Below are 24114 nucleotides of genomic sequence, written 5' to 3' on the forward strand. Positions count from 1 at the left end.
AAAATGAGTAGTAATTAAGGAGATATAATGACTAAAGAAACATTACAAAAGAGAATAAAGCGAACCAAAGTAATTACAACAATTGGTCCTTCAACTCACTCTGCAGAAGCTATTAAAGAATTATTTAACAATGGTATGACAACTATTCGTTTAAATTTTTCACATGGTAGTTATGAAGAACACGGTTATAGAATTAAAGCTGCAAAAAAAATCTCTAAAGCTTTAAATAAGCCAATTTCAATAATGTTAGATACTAAAGGTCCTGAAATAAGATTAGGAAAATTTAAAGATAATAAACAAGAAGTAGTAAAAGGTCAAGCAATTACTATTTATACAGATAATTATTCTTATTTAAACAAAGAATGTGTTCAAGGTGAAATGACTGTTGCTTATGATATGTCAGTTGATTTAAAACCTGGAGATATGATTTTAATTGATGATGGTAAATTAGAATTAACAGTTGATTCAGTTGAACCTAAAATTATTAAAGCAACTGCATTTAATCATCACATTGTAAAAACTAATAAACGTGTTAACTTACCTGGAATTGATTTTTCATTACCATTCTTATCTGAAAAAGATGAAAAAGATATTTTATTTGGATGTGAACAAGGTGTTGATTATATAGCTGCATCATTTGTAAATACAGCTGAAAATGTAAGACAAATTAAAGAAATCTTAACTAAAGCTAATGCAAATCATATTCAAATTATTTCAAAAATAGAATCACAAGTTGGATTAGATAATATTGATGAAATTATTGAAGAATCTGATGGAATTATGATTGCGCGTGGTGATTTAGGATTAGAAATTCCATATTATGATGTACCTTATTGAGAAAAAATTATCATCAGAAAATGTAGAGAAAAAGGAAAAATCGTTATTGTTGCTACTCAAATGTTAGAAACAATGACAGAAAATCCATCACCAACTAGAGCTGAAGTAACTGATGTTTATTATGCAACTGAACTTGGTGCTGATGCTACAATGTTATCTGGTGAATCAGCTGCTGGAGATTATCCATTTTTAACAGTTCATACAATGTCAACAATTAATAAAAGAGCAGAAGTTGAATTCTACAACAAAATTTACTACCAAGTACAATTAGATAATGCAAGAAACTCAACATCAGGATCTAGAGCTGAAATTGCAGACTTATTAGCTACAAAAACAAAAGATGGTGAATATAAGTATGCTATTGTTTTATCAAAGACAGGTGAATTATTAAAAACCATTTCTAAATTTAGACCAAATGTAACAATTTTAGGAGTTAGTCCAGATAAGAAATTGTGAACTTCATTTGGTGTATGACATTCAATTTTTATGAATAAAGTTGATACTTTAGATAATTTAGATAATAATGTTGAAAAACTATCAGAAATTGCTAAGTCTTGAGGAGCTAAGCTTGGTGAAAAAGTTTTAGTTGTAAGAAGTACAGCTATAAAAGAAATAGAAGTTATTTAAAAAAACTAAAAAATATTCTATAAAATAAATTTATAAATTTAATATTTAATTAATACTATGGATACAATTTTAGTAAAGACAGTACAGAGAGTTAACGGTTGGTGAAAGTTAATTTGGATAGCTAAAATTACTACCATACTAAAAGTATTACGTAATTACGCGATAAGTAAAGTTAAGATGTGTAAAGTAAAATATTTTACATAATTAGGATGGTACCGCGTTAAATCGCTCCTAAATTAGGGAGCGATTTTTTTTATAAGGAGATATATGAAAATTAAATTATTAGATGGATCAATTAAAGAATATAATCAAGAAATTTCAGTTAAAGATATTAGTCTAGAAATAGGTTTAAAAAATGTAATTGGAGCTAAAATTAATGATCAATTGTTTGATATTAATTATTTAATTAAAAATGATTGTAGCTTAGAATTAATTACAAATAAAAGTAAAGAATATGATTTAATGTTAAATTTAACTGCAGCTTTTATTACAAGTTATGCAATTAATAACTTAAAACCAATTAGTCAAGCAGAAAACTTTTATAATGCTGATGAAATGGAATTTTCAACAACATTTGATACAAACCTAAGATTAGTACTAGATGATTTAAAAAATATTCAAACTAATATTAATCAACTATTAACTTCTAATTTAGAAATTAAATCTCATATTTATGATTTAAACAAAGCATTAGAAATTTTAAATAATGATTATCAAAAATATTTAGCAAAACAAATGTATGAAAAATATAATTACATAAAAGTTTATAGTATTAATGATTTTTATATGGTTATAAATAATGCTTTAATTTTAAATCCTAACTTTGTTAAAGTTATTGATATTGAACAATTAACTGGATCTTATTGATTAAATGACAAAAATAACATTATGCTACAAAGAGTACATGGATTATGTGCAACTTCAAATAGTGAATTAAAAAATAAAAAAGTTATTTTAGAAGATAGAAGAAGTAGAGATCACCGTTTAATTAACAAAACATTAAATATTTTTGGATTTGACCAACTTGTTGGAGCAGGATTACCTTTATGATTACCAAATGGGTTTATTGTTAAAAGTGAAATTGAAAAATATTTAAGACAAAAAGAATGAGAATATGATTATATTCCAGTAGAAACTCCACCAATTGGAACTGTTGAACTATATAAAACTAGCGGCCATTGAGATCATTATGGTGAAGATATGTTTCAACCTTTTAATGGTGGAAAAGGTAGTGACGAGCAATTTATTTTAAGACCTATGAATTGTCCGCATCACATTGCAGTTTATAAACAAGAACAAAGAAGTTATCGTGATTTACCTTTAAGAATTTGTGAGCATGCTATTCAACATCGTTTTGAATCAAGTGGTTCATTAACTGGATTAGAAAGAGTTAGAGGAATGAAACTAACTGATTCACACATTTTTGTAAGAAGCGATCAAATTGAAGATGAATTTAGATCAACTTACAAATTAATTAGTGAGGTTTTAAAAACATTTAATATTCAAATTGATTATTTAAGTTTAAGTTTAAGAGATCCAAATGATAAAGTTAAGTTTTATAAAGATGATTTAATGTGAGATAAAGCTGAATCTAGTTTAGAAAAAGTATTAATTGATTTAGGTTTAAAATATGAAAAACGCATTGGAGATGCTGCTTTTTATGGTCCTAAATTAGATATTCAAATTAAAACAGCTCAAAATCATGAAATTACAGTTTCAACTATTCAACTTGACTTTTTAATGCCAAATAAATTTGATTTAACTTATATTGATAAAGATCAAAAATTAGTTCGTCCAATTATGATTCATCGTGGGCTAATTGGAACTTATGAAAGATTTATAGCAACTTTATTAGAACAAACTAAAGGTGTTTTACCTTTATGATTAGCTCCAAAACAAGTTGAAATTATTCCAATTAGTGAGTCTAATTTAGAATATGCTAATTTAATTCATCAAAAACTAAAAAAAGAATTTATTAGATCACATATTGATTTAAGAGATGAAAGATTAAGTTATAAAATAAGAGATGCTCAAACTAAAAAAGTTCCATACCAACTAGTTTTAGGTAATAAAGAAGTTGAAAATAACACTATTACTTATAGACAATATGGAAGTAATGCTCAAATTACTGTACCAATTCAAAAATTTATTGATATGTTAAAACAACAAATTAAAGATAAAAAGTAAATAAATAATATTAGAACTTGCAAATAATTTTGCAAGTTTTTTATTTGTAATAAATATTAGTTAAATTAAAAACAAATCTGTAATTGTATTTAAAAATTCTTAAAAAACTAGAACAAATATATGTTGAATGAATTATTAAAACTTATTTTTAAATTTTTATAAATCTAAGTAATTTTTATAATTAATTTATAAATCTAAAATAAAAAATCTTCTTAGAATAATAATCATAAAAAACTCAAAATTAGGATTAAATTAGATATCATATTTAACAAGTTTATTAGAGTTAAAAATTTAGAAATTAGTCAAAAAATTAGTATAAAAACATAAAAAAAATTTGTACATTTTAGCCTAAATAAGTAGGTTTTTGGTTTAAATTTCTGTTTTTTAGTGGTTTAATATATTAGTTGGATATATTTTAATATATTAGAAATTTTACTAGTTTGAAATTTTTATTAATTTTATATAGAAAATAAACATTTTATGTAGTAATATTTTTTGCTATGTGTGTTATTTTACTTTATATAAGTTAAAATAAGATTAGAATATTCAATAGACTTATTTTGTATTGAATAGTTCTTAAAATGAGATAAAAAACCAAGACTAAAAACTTTAAAAGAAAGGGCTTTTAATAATGAAAGTTATAGTACTAGGTACTAACCATGCTGGAACTACAGCTGTTAGAACTTTAAAAAGATTAGATCCTACTTGTGAAGTAACTACTTATGACAAAAATGATGCCATTTCATTTTTAGGATGTGGTATTGCTTTATGAGTAAAAGGTGAAGTTAAAGACCCAAATATGTTATTTTACGCAACTCCTGAAATTTTAAGTTCTGAAGGAGTTAACGTGTTTATGAATCACGAAGTACTATCAGTTGATGACAAAGCAAAAACTGTTACTGTTAAAGATTTAAAAACAGGTGAAGTAAAAACAGATAACTATGACAAATTAATTGTAGCTACAGGAACTTGACCATTAATTCCACCAATCCCAGGAATCGATTTAGAAGGTGTACAAATTTGTAAAAACTACCACCATGCTAAAAAAATTCTAGAACACAACTTAGATAAAAGTTATAAAAAAATTGCTGTAGTTGGTGCAGGATACATTGGTGTTGAATTAGTTGAAGCATTTAATGAGTATGGAAAAGATGTTACTTTAATTGATGTTGCTAATAGAATTATGCCAGTTTATTATGATCAAGAATTCACTGATCTAATGCAAGAAAAAATGACTAAAGCTGGAGTTAAATTATCTTTAGGTGCAAAAGTTATTGAATTTAAAGGTGAAAATGGAAAAGTAACTCAAGTTGTAACTGATAAAGGAAACATTGATGTTGATTATGTAATCTTTTCAGTAGGTGTAAGACCACAATCAGCTATTTTAGAAGGTATTTGTGATTTAGATGATAGAAAAGCTATTGTAACAAATGACTTTATGCAAACTACAAATCCAGATATTTATGCAATTGGAGACTGTGCTCAAGTTTATAACAAAGCAATGAATAAAAACGTTCCAATTCAATTAGCAACAACAGCTGTTAGAACTGGGGTTATTGCTGCATTTAACGTAATTAAAGGAAATGGATTAAAATCTCCAGGATTCACAGGAGCTAATGGTATTTCAGTATTTGGATTACACATGGCAAGTGTTGGAATCAGTGTTGAAGCTGCAAAAAGAATGGGATATGACATTGACTTTATCAACTTTAAAGATCTAGACAGACCTGAATTTATGTCAACAGCAAATGAAGTTCTATTTAAAGTTGTATGAGATAAAAAGACAAGAAAAATTATTGGAGCTCAAGTAGCTAGTGAAAAGAACCATACAGAAGTTATGTATATGCTAGCTTTAGGTATTCAAAAAGACTTAACAATTGATGAATTACCACTAGTTGATATTTTCTTCTTACCACACTTTAACAAACCATTTAACTTTATTTCACTAGCAGGACTAGAAGTTTTAGGACTAAACTACTTTAAAAAGGAAAAATAGTCATGATCAACTTATTGATTTCTAAGTATCACGATCCTGCTATGAATTTAGCAATCGAAGAATATTTAACTTATCGTTATAAAACTAAAGAACCTATTGTATTTTTCTGACAAAATGCTAATACTATAGTTGTTGGAAGAAATCAAAATGCTTTTGCTGAAATTAACTTAGAGGCTGCTCAAAAAGATAACGTTAAGATTGTTAAAAGAAATACAGGTGGGGGAACTGTTTATCAAGATTTAGGTAATGTTTGTTATTCATTAATTGTTGATAATTCAACTGATGATGTTGATTATCAAAAAGCCTTACAACCAATTATTACTTATTTAAATCAAAAAAATATTAATGCAATGTTTTTTGGGCGTAATGATATGGTAATTGATGGTTATAAAGTATCAGGAAATGCTCAATTAAAAACTAATGAAAAAACACTAGTTCATGGTACATTACTATTTGATGTTGATTTATCTAAAATGCCTAAATATTTAATTGTTGATCCTGAAAAATTAAAACATCAACAAATCAGATCAAAACCTGCCAGAGTTAGAAATATAAAAGAGTTTTTCAAAGATATTAATATCGATATTGATTTAAATACTTTTATTAATGATGTAGTTAGTTCATATGTACAAAATGAGAAAATTAAATGAATTGAATTAACTGATCAAGAAAAACAATACATTCAGTCAAGAAAAGAAACTAAGTTTGATCAATGAGACTGAACGTTTGGGAAAAATACTGTATTTTCTCTAGTTAAAAAACAATACCTTGAATCTAAAGGTTTTATTACCCTAAACTTAGATGTCGATAATGGAGTTATTACTAACATTAAAATTTATGGTGATTTTTTAGGAACTCAAGGAACTGAAAAATTAGAAGCAAAATTAATTGGGGTTAAATTTAATAAAAAAGATGTAGAAAATGTCTTAAACCAATTTGACTTAGAAGCTATTTTTGCTAAGAATTTTACAAGTGATGATATCACCAACTTATTATTTAAAGATTAATTAAAACAAAAAAACAAAACAAATAATAGAAAGGACAATCAAAATGACTTATTTAGGAAAATTTGATCCTCTAAAAAATGAGAAAGTTTGTGTTTTAGATAAAGATGGAAAAGTAATTAATCCTAAGTTAATGCCAAAAATTTCTGATCAAGAAGTTCTTGAAGCATACAAAATAATGAACTTATCTCGTAGACAAGATATTTATCAAAATACTATGCAACGTCAAGGAAGATTATTATCATTTTTATCTTCAACAGGACAAGAAGCTTGTGAGGTTGCATATATTAACGCATTAAATAAGAAAACAGATCACTTTGTAAGTGGATATAGAAATAATGCTGGTTGATTGGCAATGGGTCAATTAGTAAGAAATATTATGCTATATTGAATTGGTAATGAAGCAGGTGGTAAAGCTCCTGAAGGAGTAAATTGTTTACCTCCAAACATTGTTATTGGTTCACAATATTCTCAAGCTACAGGTATTGCTTTTGCTGATAAATATAGAAAAACAGGAGGAGTTGTTGTAACTACTACTGGAGATGGTGGATCTAGTGAAGGTGAAACTTATGAAGCAATGAACTTTGCAAAACTTCACGAAGTTCCATGTATATTTGTTATTGAAAATAATAAATGAGCTATTTCAACAGCTAGAAGTGAACAAACTAAATCAATTAACTTTGCTGTTAAAGGGATTGCTACTGGTATTCCTTCAATTATTGTTGATGGAAACGATTATTTAGCATGTATTGGTGTGTTTAAAGAAGTTGTTGAATATGCAAGAAAAGGAAATGGTCCTGTTTTAGTTGAGTGTGATACTTATAGATTAGGTGCTCACTCATCTTCAGATAACCCAGATGTTTACCGTCCAAAAGGTGAATTTGAAGAAATGGCTAAATTTGATCCATTAATCAGATTAAAACAATATTTAATTGACAAAAAACTATGATCTGATGAACAACAAGCACAATTAGAAGCTGAACAAGACAAATTTATTGCTGATGAATTTGCTTGAGTTGAACAAAACAAAAATTATGATCTAATTGACATCTTTAAATATCAATACGATAAAATGGATATCTTTTTAGAAGAACAATACAAAGAAGCTAAAGAATTCTTTGAAAAATACCCAGAATCTAAAGAAGGAGGACACCACTAATGGCTATTATTAATAATATTAAAGCTGTAACTGATGCTTTAGATTGCGCTATGCAACGCGACCCAAATGTTATTGTATTTGGTGAAGATGTTGGAACTGAAGGTGGAGTTTTCAGAGCTACTCAAGGATTAGCTGTAAAATTTGGAAATGACCGCTGCTTTAATGCTCCTATTAGTGAAGCAATGTTTGCTGGTGTTGGTTTAGGAATGGCTATGAATGGTATGAAACCAGTTGTAGAAATGCAATTTGAAGGATTAGGATTAGCTTCTTTACAAAATATTCTTACTAATATTTCAAGAATGAGAAACCGTACACGTGGTAAATACACTGCTCCAATGGTTATTAGAACACCAATGGGTGGAGGAATTCGTGCTTTAGAACATCATAGTGAAGCTTTAGAAGCAGTATATGCTCATATTCCAGGAGTTCAAATTGTTTGCCCATCAACTCCATACGATACAAAAGGATTAATTTTAGCTGCAATTGATTCACCAGATCCAGTTATTGTTGTTGAACCAACAAAACTATATAGAGCATTTAAACAAGAAGTTCCAGATGAACACTACATAGTACCAATTGGAGAAGCTTATAAAATTCAAGAAGGTAATGATTTAACTGTTGTTACTTATGGTGCTCAAACTGTTGATTGTCAAAAAGCTATTGCGTTATTAAAAGAAACTCATCCAAACGCAACTATTGATTTAATTGATTTACGTTCTATTAAACCATGAGATAAAAAAATGGTAGTTGAATCAGTTAAAAAAACAGGAAGATTATTAGTTGTTCATGAAGCTGTTAAATCATTTTCAGTTTCAGCTGAAATCATTACAACTGTTAATGAAGAATGTTTTGAATACATAAAAGCACCTTTATCAAGATGTACAGGTTATGATGTTATTACTCCATTTGATAGAGGAGAAGGTTACTTCCAAGTTAACCCTAAAAAAGTTCTAGTCAAAATGCAAGAATTGTTAGACTTTTAATTTTAAATAATAAATATTTAGAAAGGAAAAAGATATCTTCAAAGTTAAATTTGCTGACATAGGTGAAGGTCTAACAGAAGGAACAGTCGCTGAAGTTTTAGTTAAAGTTGGTGATGTTGTTAAAGAAGGACAATCATTATACTTTGTTGAAACTGATAAAGTAAACAGTGAAATACCTGTTCCAGTGGCTGGGAAAATTGCAGTAATTAACATTAAAGCTGGACAAGAAATCAAAGTTGGTGATGTAGTTATGGAAATTGATGAAGGAACAGGTGCATCTGTAGCTAGTGAACCAAAAGCTGAAGCTAAATAAGAAGCTAAAGTTGAAGTAGTTGAAGAAAATGCTAGTGTAGTTGGTGCTACTCCAGTTTCAAATGATTTAATTGTTAGAGAACAAGCATCTACAGTTACAAAATCAAGCACTATTAAAACTACACCTCTAGCAAGAAAAGTTGCTGCTGATTTAAATGTTGATTTATCTTTAGTAACTCCAACAGGACCAAACCAAAGAATTTTAGTTGCTGATATTAAAAACTATCATTCTTCATCAGCTCAACCAGTTAGTCAACCAGCTCCAATTTCAACTGTTGCTCAACCAGTTAGTCAACCAGCTCCAGCTCCAGTTGTAACTCCAACAATTAAAGTTGTTGAACCAAGTGCACTTTTATCTTGAGATGAAGCTCCAATGAATGGTGTTAGAAAAGCTACGGTAAAAGCAATGACAAAATCACATACTGAAATTGCTGCATTTACTGGTATGAAAAACACTGATATTACTGAAACTCACAAGATGAGAACTGAATTAAAAGATCATGCTGCAGCTAGTGGAATTAAATTAACTTACTTAGCATTTTATTATTAAAGCCGTTGCTAAATCATTACGTGATATGCCAAATATTAATGTAAGAGGTGATTTTGCAAACAACAAAATCCAATTTATGCACAACATTAATATTGGAATTGCAGTAGATACACCAAATGGATTAAAATCTCCAGGATTCACAGGAGCTAATGGTATTTCAGTATTTGGATTACACATGGCAAGTGTTGGAATCAGTGTTGAAGCTGCAAAAAAATGGGATATGACATTGACTTTATCAACTTTAAAGATCTAGACAGACCTGAATTTATGTCAACAGCAAATGAAGTTCTATTTAAAGTTGTATGAGATAAAAAGACAAGAAAAATTATTGGAGCTCAAGTAGCTAGTGAAAAGAACCATACAGAAGTTATGTATATGCTAGCTTTAGGTATTCAAAAAGACTTAACAATTGATGAATTACCACTAGTTGATATTTTCTTCTTACCACACTTTAACAAACCATTTAACTTTATTTCACTAGCAGGACTAGAAGTTTTAGGACTAAATTACTTTAAAAAGGAAAAATAGTCATGATCAACTTATTGATTTCTAAGTATTACGATCCTGCTATGAATTTAGCAATCGAAGAATATTTAACTTATCGTTATAAAGCTAAAGGACCTATTGTATTTTTCTGACAAAATGCTAATACTATAGTTGTTCGAAGAAATCAAAATGCTTTTGCTGAAATTAACTTAGAGGCTGCTCAAAAAGATAACGTTAAGATTGTTAAAAGAAATACAGGTGGGGGAACTGTTTATCAAGATTTAGGTAATGTTTGTTATTCATTAATTGCTGATAATTCAACTGATGATGTTGATTATCAAAAAGCCTTACAACCAATTATTACTTATTTAAATCAAAAAAATATTAATGCAATGTTTTTTGGGCGTAATGATATGGTAATTGATGGTTATAAAGTATCAGGAAATGCTCAATTAAAAACTAATGAAAAAACACTAGTTCATAGTACATTACTATTTGATGTTGATTTATCTAAAATGCCTAAATATTTAGTTGTTGATCCTGAAAAATTAAAACATCAACAAATCAGATCAAAACCTGCCAGAGTTAGAAATATAAAAGAGTTTTTCAAAGATATTAATATCGATATTGATTTAAATACTTTTATTAATGATGTAGTTAGTTCATATGTACAAAATGAGAAAATTAAATGAATTGAATTAACTGATCAAGAAAAACAATACATTCAGTCAAGAAAAGAAACTAAGTTTGATCAATGAGACTGAACGTTTGGGAAAAATACTGTATTTTCTCTAGTTAAAAAACAATACCTTGAATCTAAAGGTTTTATTACCCTAAACTTAGATGTCGATAATGGAGTTATTACTAACATTAAAATTTATTGTGATTTTTTAGGAACTCAAGGAACTGAAAAATTAGAAGCAAAATTAATTGGGGTTAAATTTAATAAAAAGATGTAGAAAATGTCTTAAACCAATTTGACTTAAAAGCTATTTTTGCTAAGAATTTTACAAGTGATGATATCACCAACTTATTATTTAAAGATTAATTAAAACAAAAAAACAAAACAAATAATAGAAAGGACAATCAAAATGACTTATTTAGGAAAATTTGATCCTCTAAAAAATGAGAAAGTTTGTGTTTTAGATAAAGATGGAAAAGTAATTAATCCTAAGTTAATGCCAAAAATTTCTGATCAAGAAGTTCTTGAAGCATACAAAATAATGAACTTATCTCGTAGACAAGATATTTATCAAAATACTATGCAACGTCAAGGAAGATTATTATCATTTTTATCTTCAACAGGACAAGAAGCTTGTGAGGTTGCATATATTAACGCATTAAATAAGAAAACAGATCACTTTGTAAGTGGATATAGAAATAATGCTGGTTGATTGGCAATGGGTCAATTAGTAAGAAATATTATGCTATATTGAATTGGTAATGAAGCAGGTGGTAAAGCTCCTGAAGGAGTAAATTGTTTACCTCCAAACATTGTTATTGGTTCACAATATTCTCAAGCTACAGGTATTGCTTTTGCTGATAAATATAGAAAAACAGGAGGAGTTGTTGTAACTACTACTGGAGATGGTGGATCTAGTGAAGGTGAAACTTATGAAGCAATGAACTTTGCAAAACTTCACGAAGTTCCATGTATATTTGTTATTGAAAATAATAAATGAGCTATTTCAACAGCTAGAAGTGAACAAACTAAATCAATTAACTTTGCTGTTAAAGGGATTGCTACTGGTATTCCTTCAATTATTGTTGATGGAAACGATTATTTAGCATGTATTGGTGTGTTTAAAGAAGTTGTTGAATATGCAAGAAAAGGAAATGGTCCTGTTTTAGTTGAGTGTGATACTTATAGATTAGGTGCTCACTCATCTTCAGATAACCCAGATGTTTACCGTCCAAAAGGTGAATTTGAAGAAATGGCTAAATTTGATCCATTAATCAGATTAAAACAATATTTAATTGACAAAAAACTATGATCTGATGAACAACAAGCACAATTAGAAGCTGAACAAGACAAATTTATTGCTGATGAATTTGCTTGAGTTGAACAAAACAAAAATTATGATCTAATTGACATCTTTAAATATCAATACGATAAAATGGATATCTTTTTAGAAGAACAATACAAAGAAGCTAAAGAATTCTTTGAAAAATACCCAGAATCTAAAGAAGGAGGACACCACTAATGGCTATTATTAATAATATTAAAGCTGTAACTGATGCTTTAGATTGCGCTATGCAACGCGATCCAAATGTTATTGTATTTGGTGAAGATGTTGGAACTGAAGGTGGAGTTTTCAGAGCTACTCAAGGATTAGCTGTAAAATTTGGAAATGACCGCTGCTTTAATGCTCCTATTAGTGAAGCAATGTTTGCTGGTGTTGGTTTAGGAATGGCTATGAATGGTATGAAACCAGTTGTAGAAATGCAATTTGAAGGATTAGGATTAGCTTCTTTACAAAATATTCTTACTAATATTTCAAGAATGAGAAACCGTACACGTGGTAAATACACTGCTCCAATGGTTATTAGAACACCAATGGGTGGAGGAATTCGTGCTTTAGAACATCATAGTGAAGCTTTAGAAGCAGTATATGCTCATATTCCAGGAGTTCAAATTGTTTGCCCATCAACTCCATACGATACAAAAGGATTAATTTTAGCTGCAATTGATTCACCAGATCCAGTTATTGTTGTTGAACCAACAAAACTATATAGAGCATTTAAACAAGAAGTTCCAGATGAACACTACATAGTACCAATTGGAGAAGCTTATAAAATTCAAGAAGGTAATGATTTAACTGTTGTTACTTATGGTGCTCAAACTGTTGATTGTCAAAAAGCTATTGCGTTATTAAAAGAAACTCATCCAAACGCAACTATTGATTTAATTGATTTACGTTCTATTAAACCATGAGATAAAAAAATGGTAGTTGAATCAGTTAAAAAAACAGGAAGATTATTAGTTGTTCATGAAGCTGTTAAATCATTTTCAGTTTCAGCTGAAATCATTACAACTGTTAATGAAGAATGTTTTGAATACATAAAAGCACCTTTATCAAGATGTACAGGTTATGATGTTATTACTCCATTTGATAGAGGAGAAGGTTACTTCCAAGTTAACCCTAAAAAAGTTCTAGTCAAAATGCAAGAATTGTTAGACTTTTAATTTTAAATAATAAATATTTAGAAAGGAAAAAGATATGTTCAAAGTTAAATTTGCTGACATAGGTGAAGGTCTAACAGAAGGAACAGTCGCTGAAGTTTTAGTTAAAGTTGGTGATGTTGTTAAAGAAGGACAATCATTATACTTTGTTGAAACTGATAAAGTAAACAGTGAAATACCTGCTCCAGTGGCTGGAAAAATTGCAGTAATTAACATTAAAGCTGGACAAGAAATCAAAGTTGGTGATGTAGTTATGGAAATTGATGAAGGAACAGGTGCATCTGTAGCTAGTGAACCAAAAGCTGAAGCTAAATCAGAAGCTAAAGTTGAAGTAGTTGAAGAAAATGCTAGTGTAGTTGGTGCTACTCCAGTTTCAAATGATTTAATTGTTAGAAAACAAGCATCTACAGTTACAAAATCAAGCACTATTAAAGCTACACCTCTAGCAAGAAAAGTTGCTGCTGATCTAAATGTTGATTTATCTTTAGTAACTCCAACAGGACCAAACCAAAGAATTTTAGTTGCTGATATTGAAAACTATCATTCTTCATTAGCTCAACCAGTTAGTCAACCAGCTCCAATTCCAACTGTTGCTCAACCAGTTAGTCAACCAGCTCCAGCTCCAGTTGTAACTCCAACAATTAAAGTTGTTGAACCAAGTGCACTTTTATCTTGAGATGAAGTTCCAATGAATGGTGTTAGAAAAGCTACAGTAAAAGCAATGACAAAATCACATACTGAAATTGCTGCATTTACTGGTATGAAAAACACTGATATTACTGAAACTCACAAGATGAGAACTGAATTAAAAGATCATGCTGCAGCTAGTGGAATTAAATTAACTTACTTAGCATTTATTATTAAAGCCGTTGCTAAATCATTACGTGATATGCCAAATATTAATGTAAGAGGTGATTTTGCAAACAGCAAAATCCAATTTATGCACAACATTAATATTGGAATTGCAGTAGATACACCAAATGGATTAATGGTTCCAGTTATTAAAGGTGCTGATCACTTAAGTGTATTTGAAATTGCAATCAAAATTAATGAATTAGCAAACAAAGCTAAAGATGGTAAATTAACAAGAGCTGAAATGACTGAAGCAACATTTACTGTTTCAAACTTTGGTTCAGTAGGACTAGATTATGCTACTCCTATTATTAACTCACCAGAATCAGCTATTTTAGGAGTTGGTACAATGTCTCAAACTCCTTTATATATCAATGGTGAATTACAAAAAAGATTTATAATGCCATTATCAATGACTTGTGATCATAGAATCATTGATGGTGCAGATGCTGGAAGATTTTTAATTAAAGTACAAGATTATCTATCAAAACCAGTACTATTGTTTATGTAATTAGTGAAGGGATAAAATATGTTTAAAGTTAAATTTGCTGACATAGGTGAAGGTTTAACAGAAGGAACAGTTGCTGAAGTTTTAGTTAAAGTTGGCGATGTTGTTAAAGAAGGACAACCTTTATATTTTGTTGAAACCGATAAAGTAAATAGTGAAATTCCTTCTCCAGTGGCTGGAAAAATTGCAATAATAAATATTTCTACTGGTCAAGAAATTAAAGTTGGTGATGTAGTTATTGAAATTGATGATGGAACATCAGCTTCTACAAGCGAACCTAAAGTTGAAGTAGTTGAAGAAAACGCTAGTGTAGTTGGTGCTACTCCAGTTTCAAATGATGTTTTACCAAGCAGAGCACCAAAACCAAAAGCTGAAACTAAAAAAACAGAACAAGTTGAAGAAAACGCTAGTGTAGTTGGTGCTACTCCAGTTTCAAATGATGTTTTACCAAGCAGAGCACCAAAACCAAAAGCTGAAACTAAAAAAACAGAACAAGTTGAAGAAAACGCTAGTGTAGTTGGTGCTACTCCAGTTTCAAATGATGTTTTACCAAGCAGAGCACCAAAACCAAAAGCTGAAGCTCCAAAAGTGGATGTTCAAATTGAAGATACATTTGATGTTTGTGTAGTTGGTGCAGGAATTGGTGGTTATGTTGCTGCTATTAAATCTGCTCAATTAGGTCTAAAAACTTTAATTATTGAAAAAGAATATTATGGTGGAGTTTGTTTAAATGTTGGATGTATTCCTACAAAAACTTTATTAAAAACTTCTCATGTTTATCACGATATAATGCATAAAGCAAAAGAATTAGGAATTGTTTTACAAAATACTGAAAAAGTAGTGATTGATTGAGCTCAAGCACTTCAAAGAAAAAATGGTGTTGTTAAGAAATTAACAGGTGGAGTTAAATATCTACTAGATAAAAATAAAGTAACTCAAATCAAAGGTGAAGCTGTTGCTTTAGATAAAAATACAATTTCAGTAAATAATAAAAATTATCGTGTTAATAACTTAATTATTGCTTCTGGATCAACACCAAATCATTTACCACTTCCAGGATTTGATCAAGGAAGAAAAGATGGAGTTATCATTGATTCAACTGGAATTTTATCAGTTCCAAAAATTCCTGAAACTTTAGTTGTAATTGGTGGAGGAGTTATTGGTATTGAGTTTAGTTGTTTATTTGCTAGTCTTGGTACAAAAGTTACTGTTTTACAAGGATTACCAACTGTTTTAGAAATGCTAGATAAAGATATTATTGATGCTATTACTAAAGAGTTGAAAAACAGATACAACATTGAAGTTATTACAAATGCTTCAGTTAAAGAATTTAAAAATGGATCTGTAGTTTATGAAATTGATGGTAAAGATCAAATGATTAAAGGAGAATACGTTTTAGAATCAGTTGGACGTAAAACTTCAATAACTGGATTTGAAAACATCGGTTTAGAACTAACTCCAAGAAAAGCTATTATTGTTAATGAATATCAAGAAACTAATTTAGATTGTGTTTATGCAATTGGTGATGTTGTTGGAAAAGTAATGTTAGCTCATACTGCAGTTAAAGGAGCTATTGTTGCTGCTAATAGAATTGCTAAAAAAGCTAATAAAGATCATGCTGAAGATATTGTTATGGATTATGACAGAATTCCATCATGTATTTATATACATCCAGAAGTTTCAATGATAGGAAAAACTGAACAACAATTAAAACAAGAAAATATTGAATACAAAACCTTTAAATTTCCATTCTCAGCTATTGGTAAAGCTTTAGCTGATGATGATACTTCAGGATTTGTAAAAATTATTATAGAACCTAAATACAAAACTATTTTAGGTGCACATATTATTGGAAATAGAGCAACTGAAATGATTTCTGAAATTGCTGCTGTTATTGAGTGTGAAGGAACAATTACTGAAATTGCTAATACAATTCACCCTCACCCAACAATGAGTGAAGCAATTGGAGAAGCAGCAGAAGCTCTAGAAACAGGAAAAGCTATTCATTTTTAATTAATTTATAGAAAGAATAATATGTATACATTAGAAGAAATTAAAAATCAACTAGTTTTAAAATCAGAAAAAAAATCTATTGTTTTTCCAGAAGGTGAATCTGAAATTATTCAATCTGTGGCTAAAACTTTAGTTGATGAAAAATTAGGATTGCCAATTCTATTATTTAAATCTTCAAAAGAAGTTCCAAGTGAAATTAAAAATAATTCATCAATTAAAACTATTTGTTTAGATGAATTTGACACAAAAGAATTTAGTGAAAAATTTGTAAAACTTAGAAAAGGTAAAGCAACTATTGAAGTTGCACATCAAGTAATGCAATTACCAAACTATGTTGGATCTATGCTAGTTAAATTAAATCAAGCTGATTGTATGTTGTCTGGATTAAACAATACAACAGCTGATACAATCAGACCAGCTTTACAAATTATTGGTACAAAACCTGGATATAATATTGCAAGTAGTATCTTTATTATGTCAAAAGGTGATGAAAATTACATTTTTACTGATTGTGCTTTAAACATTAGACCAACAAGCGAACAATTAGTTGAAATCACACAAATGGCAGTTGATTTTGCAAAGACTTTAAATGTAAAAAATGTTGAAGCTGCTTTATTAAGCTATTCAACAAATGGTAGTGGTAAAGGTGAAGATGTTGATAGAGTTCACAAAGCAGTTGAAATTTTAAAATCTAGTCAAAATGATTATGTTTGTGAAGGTGAAATTCAATTTGATGCAGCCTTTGACAAAAAAACTAGAGATAAAAAATTCAAAAACTGTTTATTAACTAAACAAACTCCAGATATCTTTGTTTTTCCAGATATAAATGCCGGAAATATTGGTTATAAAATTGCTCAAAGAATGGGTGGTTTTGAAGCAATTGGACCTTTTGTTTTAGGATTAAATCAACCAGTTAATGACCTAAGTAGAGGGGCAACATTTGTAGATGTATTAAATACAGCTATTGTTACACTACACTTATCTTATTAAAGGAGAAAATTAAATGATTTTAGTAATTAATTCTGGAAGTAGTTCAATTAAATTTAAATTATTTGATACTTCAAAAACAATTGAACCAATATTAGATGGTCTAGCAGAACGTATTGGGATTGATGGGTTTTTAAAATTTGAACACAATAATCAAAAATACAAATTTGAAGATTCTCTTCCAGATCATGAACATGCTATTCAATTAATTTTAAATAAATTACTTGAGTTAAAAATTATATCAAATATTGATGAAATTAATGGAGTTGGATTTAGAGTAGTTCATGGTGGTGAAATTTCTCACTCATCAATCATTACTGATGAAATATTATCAAAAATTCAAGATAGCGTTAAATTAGCTCCACTTCATAATCCAGCTGCAATTATTGCTATAAAAGCTGTTAAAAAATTAATGCCAAATACTAATATGGTAGCTTGTTTTGATACAGCATTTCATCAAACTATGCCTGAAGTAAATTATTTATACACAGTTCCTTATAAATGATATGAAGAATTTGGTGTAAGAAAATACGGATTTCATGGAATTAGTTATGAATATATAGTTAATAAATCTTCTGAAATTCTAAATAAGAAAAAAGAAGATTTAAACTTAATTGTTTGTCATTTAGGAAATGGTGCAAGTATTTCATGTATTAAAGATGGTAAATCTTATGATACTTCAATGGGATTAACTCCATTAGCTGGTTTAATGATGGGAACTAGAAGTGGAGATATTGATGTATCAATATGTGAGTATATTGCAAAACAAACAAATACTGACATCTTTTCAATTACTCAAACTTTAAATAAACAATCAGGACTTTTAGGTTTAAGTCAAGTTTCAGCTGATATGAGAGATGTTTTAGAACAATATGATAGAAATGATAAAAAAGCTATTATTGCTGTTGAAAAATATGTTCAAGTTGTTGCTGATTTTATAGTTAAGTATGCAAATTATTTAGATAGCATTGATGCAATAGTGTTTACAGCAGGAATTGGTGAAAATGCAGATGTTATTAGAGATTTAATTTGTAAAAAAGTTAAACTTTTAAATTTACAAATTGATCAAGATAAAAACCAAGCTAAATACTCAGACTATAAATTAATTTCTAGTGAAAAATCAAAAATTCCAGTTTATGCTATTAGAACAAATGAAGAAAAAATGATTTGTTTAGATACTTTAAACTTAATTAAATAAAAGATATAATAATTAAAACACTTAGCTTAAAAAGCTAAGTTTTTACTATTTAATAAAAGAAAGAAATCAATGAAAAAATCATTAAAATATTTAAGTAGTCTTAGTTTAATTTTAGTTCCATTAGTTACTATTTCATGTACTCATACTAATAAAATTAAACCTGGTTTTATTCCAACTATTAATTCATCTAATAAAAAAGACATAATTGATTTAAATAATCAATTAGAAGAATTCAAATCTATTTTAGAAAATAATCCTAGAATTGATAAAAAATTAAAAGATAAAATTGTTAAAAAATTAACAGAAATTAATACAAAATCAATAAGTTTAAATAATTTGGCTAATATAAAAAACATTTTATTTGAACTTAAAAATTTTTCTAATAATTTTAATAGTGATAATCTTTTAAGTTTTTTAAAAAAGGTTAAAAAATTATTATTAGAACTAGAAATTAATGAATTAGTAAATGAAGTTGATCAACATATTAATAATATGACTAATGATAAGCAAAATAATCAACCAATTATAAATGCTGATAGTAATGTTGAAGACAAGTTTATAGAAGGTTCTGTTTATAGTCCTGCAAATCATAGTTATCCAGAATTTGCAAATAAGTTTACTACAGTTTTAGCAGAAGAAATTTATAAAGAACTATATGATAGAACTTTCTCAATTAAATTTTTAACAAAACTAAATAATGGTGGTTCTTTAAGCAATGGTACAGGGACTGGATGATTATTAGACTATCATAAATATAATAATGAAAACAAATATAAATTATTTTTAGCTACTAATTTACATGTTTTATCTGAATTTAGTAATTCTCTAACTGAAGAACAAAATAAAGAATTAAACTATTATGATCCATCTAATAATAAAGTTATTGCAATTGGTTTAGGTAAAGCTGAAAATGTTAATGATTTTAGTAGTAAAAATAACAATACACAAACAACTAATTGAACTGCAAATTACTATTTAAGTAGTTCAGAATTTAGTGAGTATATTAAAAATGATCCTTGAAGTCAATTAAGTAGTCATACTTTATCTAGTGCAATTTCAAAACCAAAACTTGTGTTTGGTGCAGTTGATTTTATGAATAATTATGCAACTAGTAAATATGATAAAACAATTTATGAATCAGCTATTAGTTATTATGATACTAAAAAAGATAGTCTTAATGAGGATGAAAAAATTGCTTGAGACGACTTTTTAAAAACTAAAAAAGCACCAATTATGGTTGATTTTGCTGTTTTTGAAATTGATATTGATTTGTCTAAGGCTGATCATACATTAAAATTATGAATTGAAAATGCCGTTGATGGGTTAAACAGATATTTAAAAAGACTAGAAAAAACTGATAATTTACCAAATCAGAATAAAGAAATTTCTAAACATTTGCAAACAACAGATTATACTTCATCACTTTTTAGAAAAGATGAATCAGATAAAAATTTATATAATGCAAAAGACATTTATATAGCTGGTTATCCCACAAATCAGTCTAGAAGTTATTGAATGCAAAACAATCCAGTTGAAAGAAACTTAGATAAATTAACGATTCATTCTAGAACTTCTAAAACAAATAAAGAAACATTTGCTTATCCTAACGAATTTGAAACAAGCATAGGATTTGTACCTAATTTTGGTATTAGAGACAATTATTGACACAGAGTTTTTGCGACTTTTTATGGGTATCAATATAATGTTAATTTTTCTTCATTATATTATGGAGCTTCTGGTTCACTAGCTTATAATGAATTTGGACAGATGATAGGTATTTATAATAATGTTAGATCAAATGTTGAGTTTGGAGATTTACTTCAGCATGCAACAATAGCTCCGTTTTTACAATCAGATAATATAAAAGTTGGAGATAATGTTATTTATGCTTATAACTTAATTGATGGAACTGATAAAACTAGATATAAATATCAAAAATCATCATTTAGAGAAAATCTTCAAAAACTATATCCAAATGGTTTTAGTGATAATTCAAAATCTACTAAATTATTTGATAATATTTTTAATTAGAAAGAAAATATGAAAACAGCAATTTATCCAGGAAGCTTTAATCCTTTTCACAAAGGACATTTAAATATTTTAAAAAAAGCTATTTTATTATTTGATAAAGTCTATGTTGTTGTTAGTAAAAACGTAAATAAATCACTTGACCCAGATTTACAAAGTAGAGTTAAAAATATTAAAAATCTTATAAGAGATTTTAATAATGTTGAAATTATTACTAATGAAAATAAACTAACTACTACTATTGCAAAAGAATTAAATGCTTGTTTTATAATTAGAGGTTTGAGAAGTCAAGCTGATTTTGAATATGAAATTAAATATTATGATGGATTTAAAAGTTTAGATCCAAATATTGAAGTAGTTTATTTTATTAGTGATTATGATAAAAGAAGTTTATCTTCAACGATTTTAAGAGAAATTGAATTTTATAAAAAGTAGATATTGTAAATCAAATTGATTATAAAGTTGTTTTTTTATCTTAGTAGATTAAAATTAATAATAGTTATTTATTTTATAGTAAGGATATAAAAATGTCAAAACAAATTAAAGGAATTGCTGCAAGTGAAGGAATTTCTTTAGCAAGAGCTCTTGTTATAAAAGAAACTAAACTTGATATACAAAAGCAATTAATTTCAGATGTTGATCAAGAAATTATTAAATTAGAACAAGCAATTGAAAAATCTATATCTGATTTAAAAAAAATTCAACAAATTACTTTAAAAAAATTAGGAGAAGAAAAAGCTGCTATTTTTGATGCTCATCAAGATATTGCAAATGATCCTGCTATTAAAGAAGAAGTTATTGAATTGATTAAAAAAGAAAAAATGAATGCTGAGTATGCACTTTTTACAGTATCTAATAACTATTTTGAAATGTTCAGTCAATTAGAAGATCCATACTTTAAAGAAAGAAGTGCAGATATTAAAGATGTTAGTTTAAGAATTATTTCTCACATTTTAGGATTAGAAATTCATGACTTATCAACTATTGATAAAGAAGTAATTATTGTTAGTGATGATTTAACTCCAAGTCAAACTGCTCAATTAGATAAAAAATTTGTTAAAGGATTTTTAACTAATGTTGGTGGAAGAACTAGTCATGCTGCTATTATGGCAAGAAGTTTAGAAATTCCTGCAATTTTAGGGTTAAAAAATATAACTGAATTAGTTAAAACTGATGATTTGATAGCTTTAGATGGAAGTAGTGGAATTGTTGAATTAGATCTTAATAAAGAAGATGTTTTAAACTATCAAACTAAAGTACAACAATATATAGAATTAAAAGATCAATTAAAAAAATTTAAAGATGAACCAAGTTTAACAAAAGATAAAATCAAAAAGCTAATTGAAGCAAATATTGGTTCAACAAATGATATTCAATCAGTTCTAGATTCAGGAGCTGAAGGTATTGGGTTATTTAGAACTGAATTTTTATATATGGATAATGATCACTTCCCAACTGAAGAAGAACAATTTGAAGCTTATAAAAAAGTTGTTAGTCAAATAAAACACTTGGTGGTTTTTCGCACTTTAGATATTGGTGGAGATAAAAAGTTATCATATTTTAAATTTGATGAAGAAATGAATCCTTTTTTAGGATATAGAGCAATTAGGTTTACTCTAGATAGAAAAGATATTTTTAAAGATCAAATTAGAGCATTATTAAGAGCCTCAGCTTTTGGAAAATTAGGTATTATGTTTCCAATGATTGCTACAATTGATGAATTTAAGCAAGCTAAAGCATTTGTTGAAGAATGTAAATTAGAACTTGATAAAGAAAACATAAAATATGATAAGCAAGTTCAAATTGGAATGATGGTTGAAATTCCATCAGCTGCTATACTAGCTGATCAATTTGCAAAATATGCTGATTTCTTTTCAATAGGAACTAATGATTTAATTCAATATTCATTTGCTAGTGACAGAATGAATCAAAATGTTTCATATTTATATCAACCATTAAACCCTTCTTTATTAAGATTAATTCAATTAACAATTAATGGAGCTCATAAGCATAATAAATGAGTTGGTATGTGTGGAGAAATGGCAGGAGACTCTAAAGCTTTACCAATTTTATTAGGATTAGATTTAGATGCTTTTTCAATGAGTGCAACTTCAGTTTTAAAAGTTAGATCACTTATGAGTAAAATTGAATTTGGCAAAGCTAAAATATTAGCTAATAAAGTTTTAGAATGTGAAACTAATGAACAAGTAAATAAACTTGTTGAAGATTTTTTAAATAATTTAGATTAATTTGTTAGTTAATTATCTTATTAACCAACACTATCTTGTTAAATGTTAAAATTAAAATGATAAGAAAAAAAGAGGTGCAACATGTGATTTTTTAATAAGAATTTGAAAGTTTTAGCTCCTTGTGATGGAACAATAATTACACTAGATGAAGTTGAAGATGAAGTTTTTAAAGAAAGAATGTTAGGAGATGGATTTGCAATAAATCCAAAATCAAATGATTTTCATGCTCCAGTTAGTGGCAAATTAGTGACTGCTTTTCCAACAAAGCATGCTTTTGGAATTCAAACAAAAAGCGGTGTTGAAATTTTATTACATATTGGTTTAGATACAGTAAGCTTAGATGGTAATGGATTTGAATCATTTGTGACTCAAGATCAAGAGGTTAATGCTGGAGATAAATTAGTAACTGTTGATTTAAAATCAGTTGCTAAAAAAGTTCCATCAATTAAATCCCCAATCATTTTTACAAATAATGGTGGAAAAACTTTAGAAATTGTAAAAATGGGTGAAGTTAAACAAGGTGATGTTGTTGCTATTTTAAAATAGATGATAAATAATTATTTTTTTGCTATTCTTTTACAAGATAAAATCTCTAAAAATTGAGCAATTGGTCTTATACTAATATCTATTTGTTTAGCGATTCTATTAATCGTTTCAATATTTGTTATAAAAAAAATAAAACAAAAAAATCAACACAATAGAGCAATAAGTTTTTCTATTAATACTGATAAAAATGATGATAAAAGATTTTGAATATCTTTTTCATTAATATGTTGTTATTTAACATGTTTTGTTCTTAGTGTTGCATTTTTAATAATTGGAATAATAGCGCTTATTTAGCGCTGTTTTTCCTACGTTTCCCACTTAGTCGCGAAAACACTCAGTTTTCAGCGACTATATTTTTTTATAAAAAAATATAATTTATTATGCTTTTACGTGGGTTATTATACAAAA

Annotated in this window: 17 protein-coding genes and 2 pseudogenes; all 19 read left to right on the plus strand. The window is 27.8% G+C overall.

Annotated features, from left to right (window positions below):
• The first annotated feature begins 27 nt into the window (after positions 1 to 27).
• The 19 genes and pseudogenes from pyk (at position 28) to V2P32_RS01240 (ending at position 23706) form a co-directional block, all read left to right on the plus strand.
• Positions 28 to 1464: a pyruvate kinase gene (gene pyk / locus V2P32_RS01150; protein ID WP_434343748.1), complete on the plus strand. Its 1437-nt coding sequence runs from the start codon at positions 28 to 30 to the stop codon at positions 1462 to 1464.
• Between the two features lie 267 nt (positions 1465 to 1731).
• A complete protein-coding gene (gene thrS / locus V2P32_RS01155; protein ID WP_434343749.1) occupies positions 1732 to 3651 on the plus strand; it encodes a threonine--tRNA ligase in 1920 nt (639 codons plus the stop codon).
• Positions 3652 to 4282: 631 nt separating this feature from the next.
• Positions 4283 to 5647, plus strand: a complete 1365-nt coding sequence (locus V2P32_RS01160; protein WP_434343750.1) for an FAD-dependent oxidoreductase — start codon at positions 4283 to 4285, stop codon at positions 5645 to 5647.
• A 2-nt stretch (positions 5648 to 5649) separates the two neighbouring features.
• Positions 5650 to 6654 carry a lipoate--protein ligase gene (locus V2P32_RS01165; RefSeq protein WP_434343751.1) on the plus strand — a complete coding sequence of 335 codons (1005 nt, stop codon included), beginning with the start codon at positions 5650 to 5652 and terminating at the stop codon, positions 6652 to 6654.
• Positions 6655 to 6697: 43 nt separating this feature from the next.
• Positions 6698 to 7810, plus strand: coding sequence for a pyruvate dehydrogenase (acetyl-transferring) E1 component subunit alpha (pdhA, locus tag V2P32_RS01170; protein ID WP_011166462.1), 1113 nt, complete (start codon positions 6698 to 6700; stop codon positions 7808 to 7810).
• A complete protein-coding gene (locus V2P32_RS01175; RefSeq protein WP_434343752.1) occupies positions 7810 to 8793 on the plus strand; it encodes an alpha-ketoacid dehydrogenase subunit beta in 984 nt (327 codons plus the stop codon). The genes pdhA (V2P32_RS01170) and V2P32_RS01175 overlap by 1 nt, the downstream gene beginning before the upstream one ends.
• Before the next feature lie 34 nt (positions 8794 to 8827).
• Positions 8828 to 9887 (plus strand): annotated as a pseudogene (locus tag V2P32_RS01180) (dihydrolipoamide acetyltransferase family protein); the annotation flags it as partial.
• Positions 9869 to 10183, plus strand: coding sequence for a hypothetical protein (locus tag V2P32_RS01185; protein WP_434343753.1), 315 nt, complete (start codon positions 9869 to 9871; stop codon positions 10181 to 10183). The pseudogene V2P32_RS01180 and the gene V2P32_RS01185, both read left to right, overlap by 19 nt.
• A 2-nt stretch (positions 10184 to 10185) precedes the next feature.
• Positions 10186 to 11189: pseudogene (locus V2P32_RS01190) on the plus strand (lipoate--protein ligase).
• Between the two features lie 43 nt (positions 11190 to 11232).
• Positions 11233 to 12345, plus strand: a complete 1113-nt coding sequence (pdhA, locus tag V2P32_RS01195; protein ID WP_011166462.1) for a pyruvate dehydrogenase (acetyl-transferring) E1 component subunit alpha — start codon at positions 11233 to 11235, stop codon at positions 12343 to 12345.
• On the plus strand, positions 12345 to 13328 hold the full coding sequence (locus tag V2P32_RS01200) for an alpha-ketoacid dehydrogenase subunit beta (protein ID WP_434343752.1): 984 nt from the start codon (positions 12345 to 12347) through the stop codon (positions 13326 to 13328). The genes pdhA (V2P32_RS01195) and V2P32_RS01200 overlap by 1 nt, the downstream gene beginning before the upstream one ends.
• Before the next feature lie 34 nt (positions 13329 to 13362).
• A complete protein-coding gene (locus V2P32_RS01205) occupies positions 13363 to 14688 on the plus strand; it encodes a dihydrolipoamide acetyltransferase family protein (RefSeq protein ID WP_434343754.1) in 1326 nt (441 codons plus the stop codon).
• A gap of 18 nt (positions 14689 to 14706) precedes the next feature.
• Complete coding sequence (gene lpdA / locus V2P32_RS01210; protein WP_434343755.1) at positions 14707 to 16698, plus strand: dihydrolipoyl dehydrogenase; 1992 nt, start codon at positions 14707 to 14709, stop codon at positions 16696 to 16698.
• A gap of 21 nt (positions 16699 to 16719) precedes the next feature.
• A complete protein-coding gene (gene pta / locus V2P32_RS01215) occupies positions 16720 to 17688 on the plus strand; it encodes a phosphate acetyltransferase (protein WP_434343756.1) in 969 nt (322 codons plus the stop codon).
• 13 nt (positions 17689 to 17701) lie between these two features.
• Positions 17702 to 18883 (plus strand): acetate kinase, encoded by a 1182-nt coding sequence (locus V2P32_RS01220; RefSeq protein WP_434343757.1) that lies wholly within the window; start codon positions 17702 to 17704, stop codon positions 18881 to 18883.
• Positions 18884 to 18952: 69 nt separating this feature from the next.
• Positions 18953 to 20914: an MIP family Ig-specific serine endopeptidase gene (locus tag V2P32_RS01225; RefSeq protein ID WP_434343758.1), complete on the plus strand. Its 1962-nt coding sequence runs from the start codon at positions 18953 to 18955 to the stop codon at positions 20912 to 20914.
• 9 nt (positions 20915 to 20923) lie between these two features.
• Positions 20924 to 21346 (plus strand): pantetheine-phosphate adenylyltransferase, encoded by a 423-nt coding sequence (gene coaD / locus V2P32_RS01230; RefSeq protein WP_434343759.1) that lies wholly within the window; start codon positions 20924 to 20926, stop codon positions 21344 to 21346.
• A gap of 92 nt (positions 21347 to 21438) precedes the next feature.
• Complete coding sequence (ptsP, locus tag V2P32_RS01235) at positions 21439 to 23160, plus strand: phosphoenolpyruvate--protein phosphotransferase (protein ID WP_434343760.1); 1722 nt, start codon at positions 21439 to 21441, stop codon at positions 23158 to 23160.
• Positions 23161 to 23241: 81 nt separating this feature from the next.
• Positions 23242 to 23706, plus strand: a complete 465-nt coding sequence (locus tag V2P32_RS01240) for a PTS sugar transporter subunit IIA (protein WP_011387122.1) — start codon at positions 23242 to 23244, stop codon at positions 23704 to 23706.
• The last annotated feature ends 408 nt before the right edge of the window (positions 23707 to 24114 follow it).

Origin of the sequence: Mycoplasma sp. 06067-C1-B144P-99-0482-3, from assembly GCF_051053925.1 — a bacterium.
GTDB lineage: Bacteria > Bacillota_I > Bacilli_A > Mycoplasmatales > Mycoplasmataceae > Mycoplasma > Mycoplasma leachii.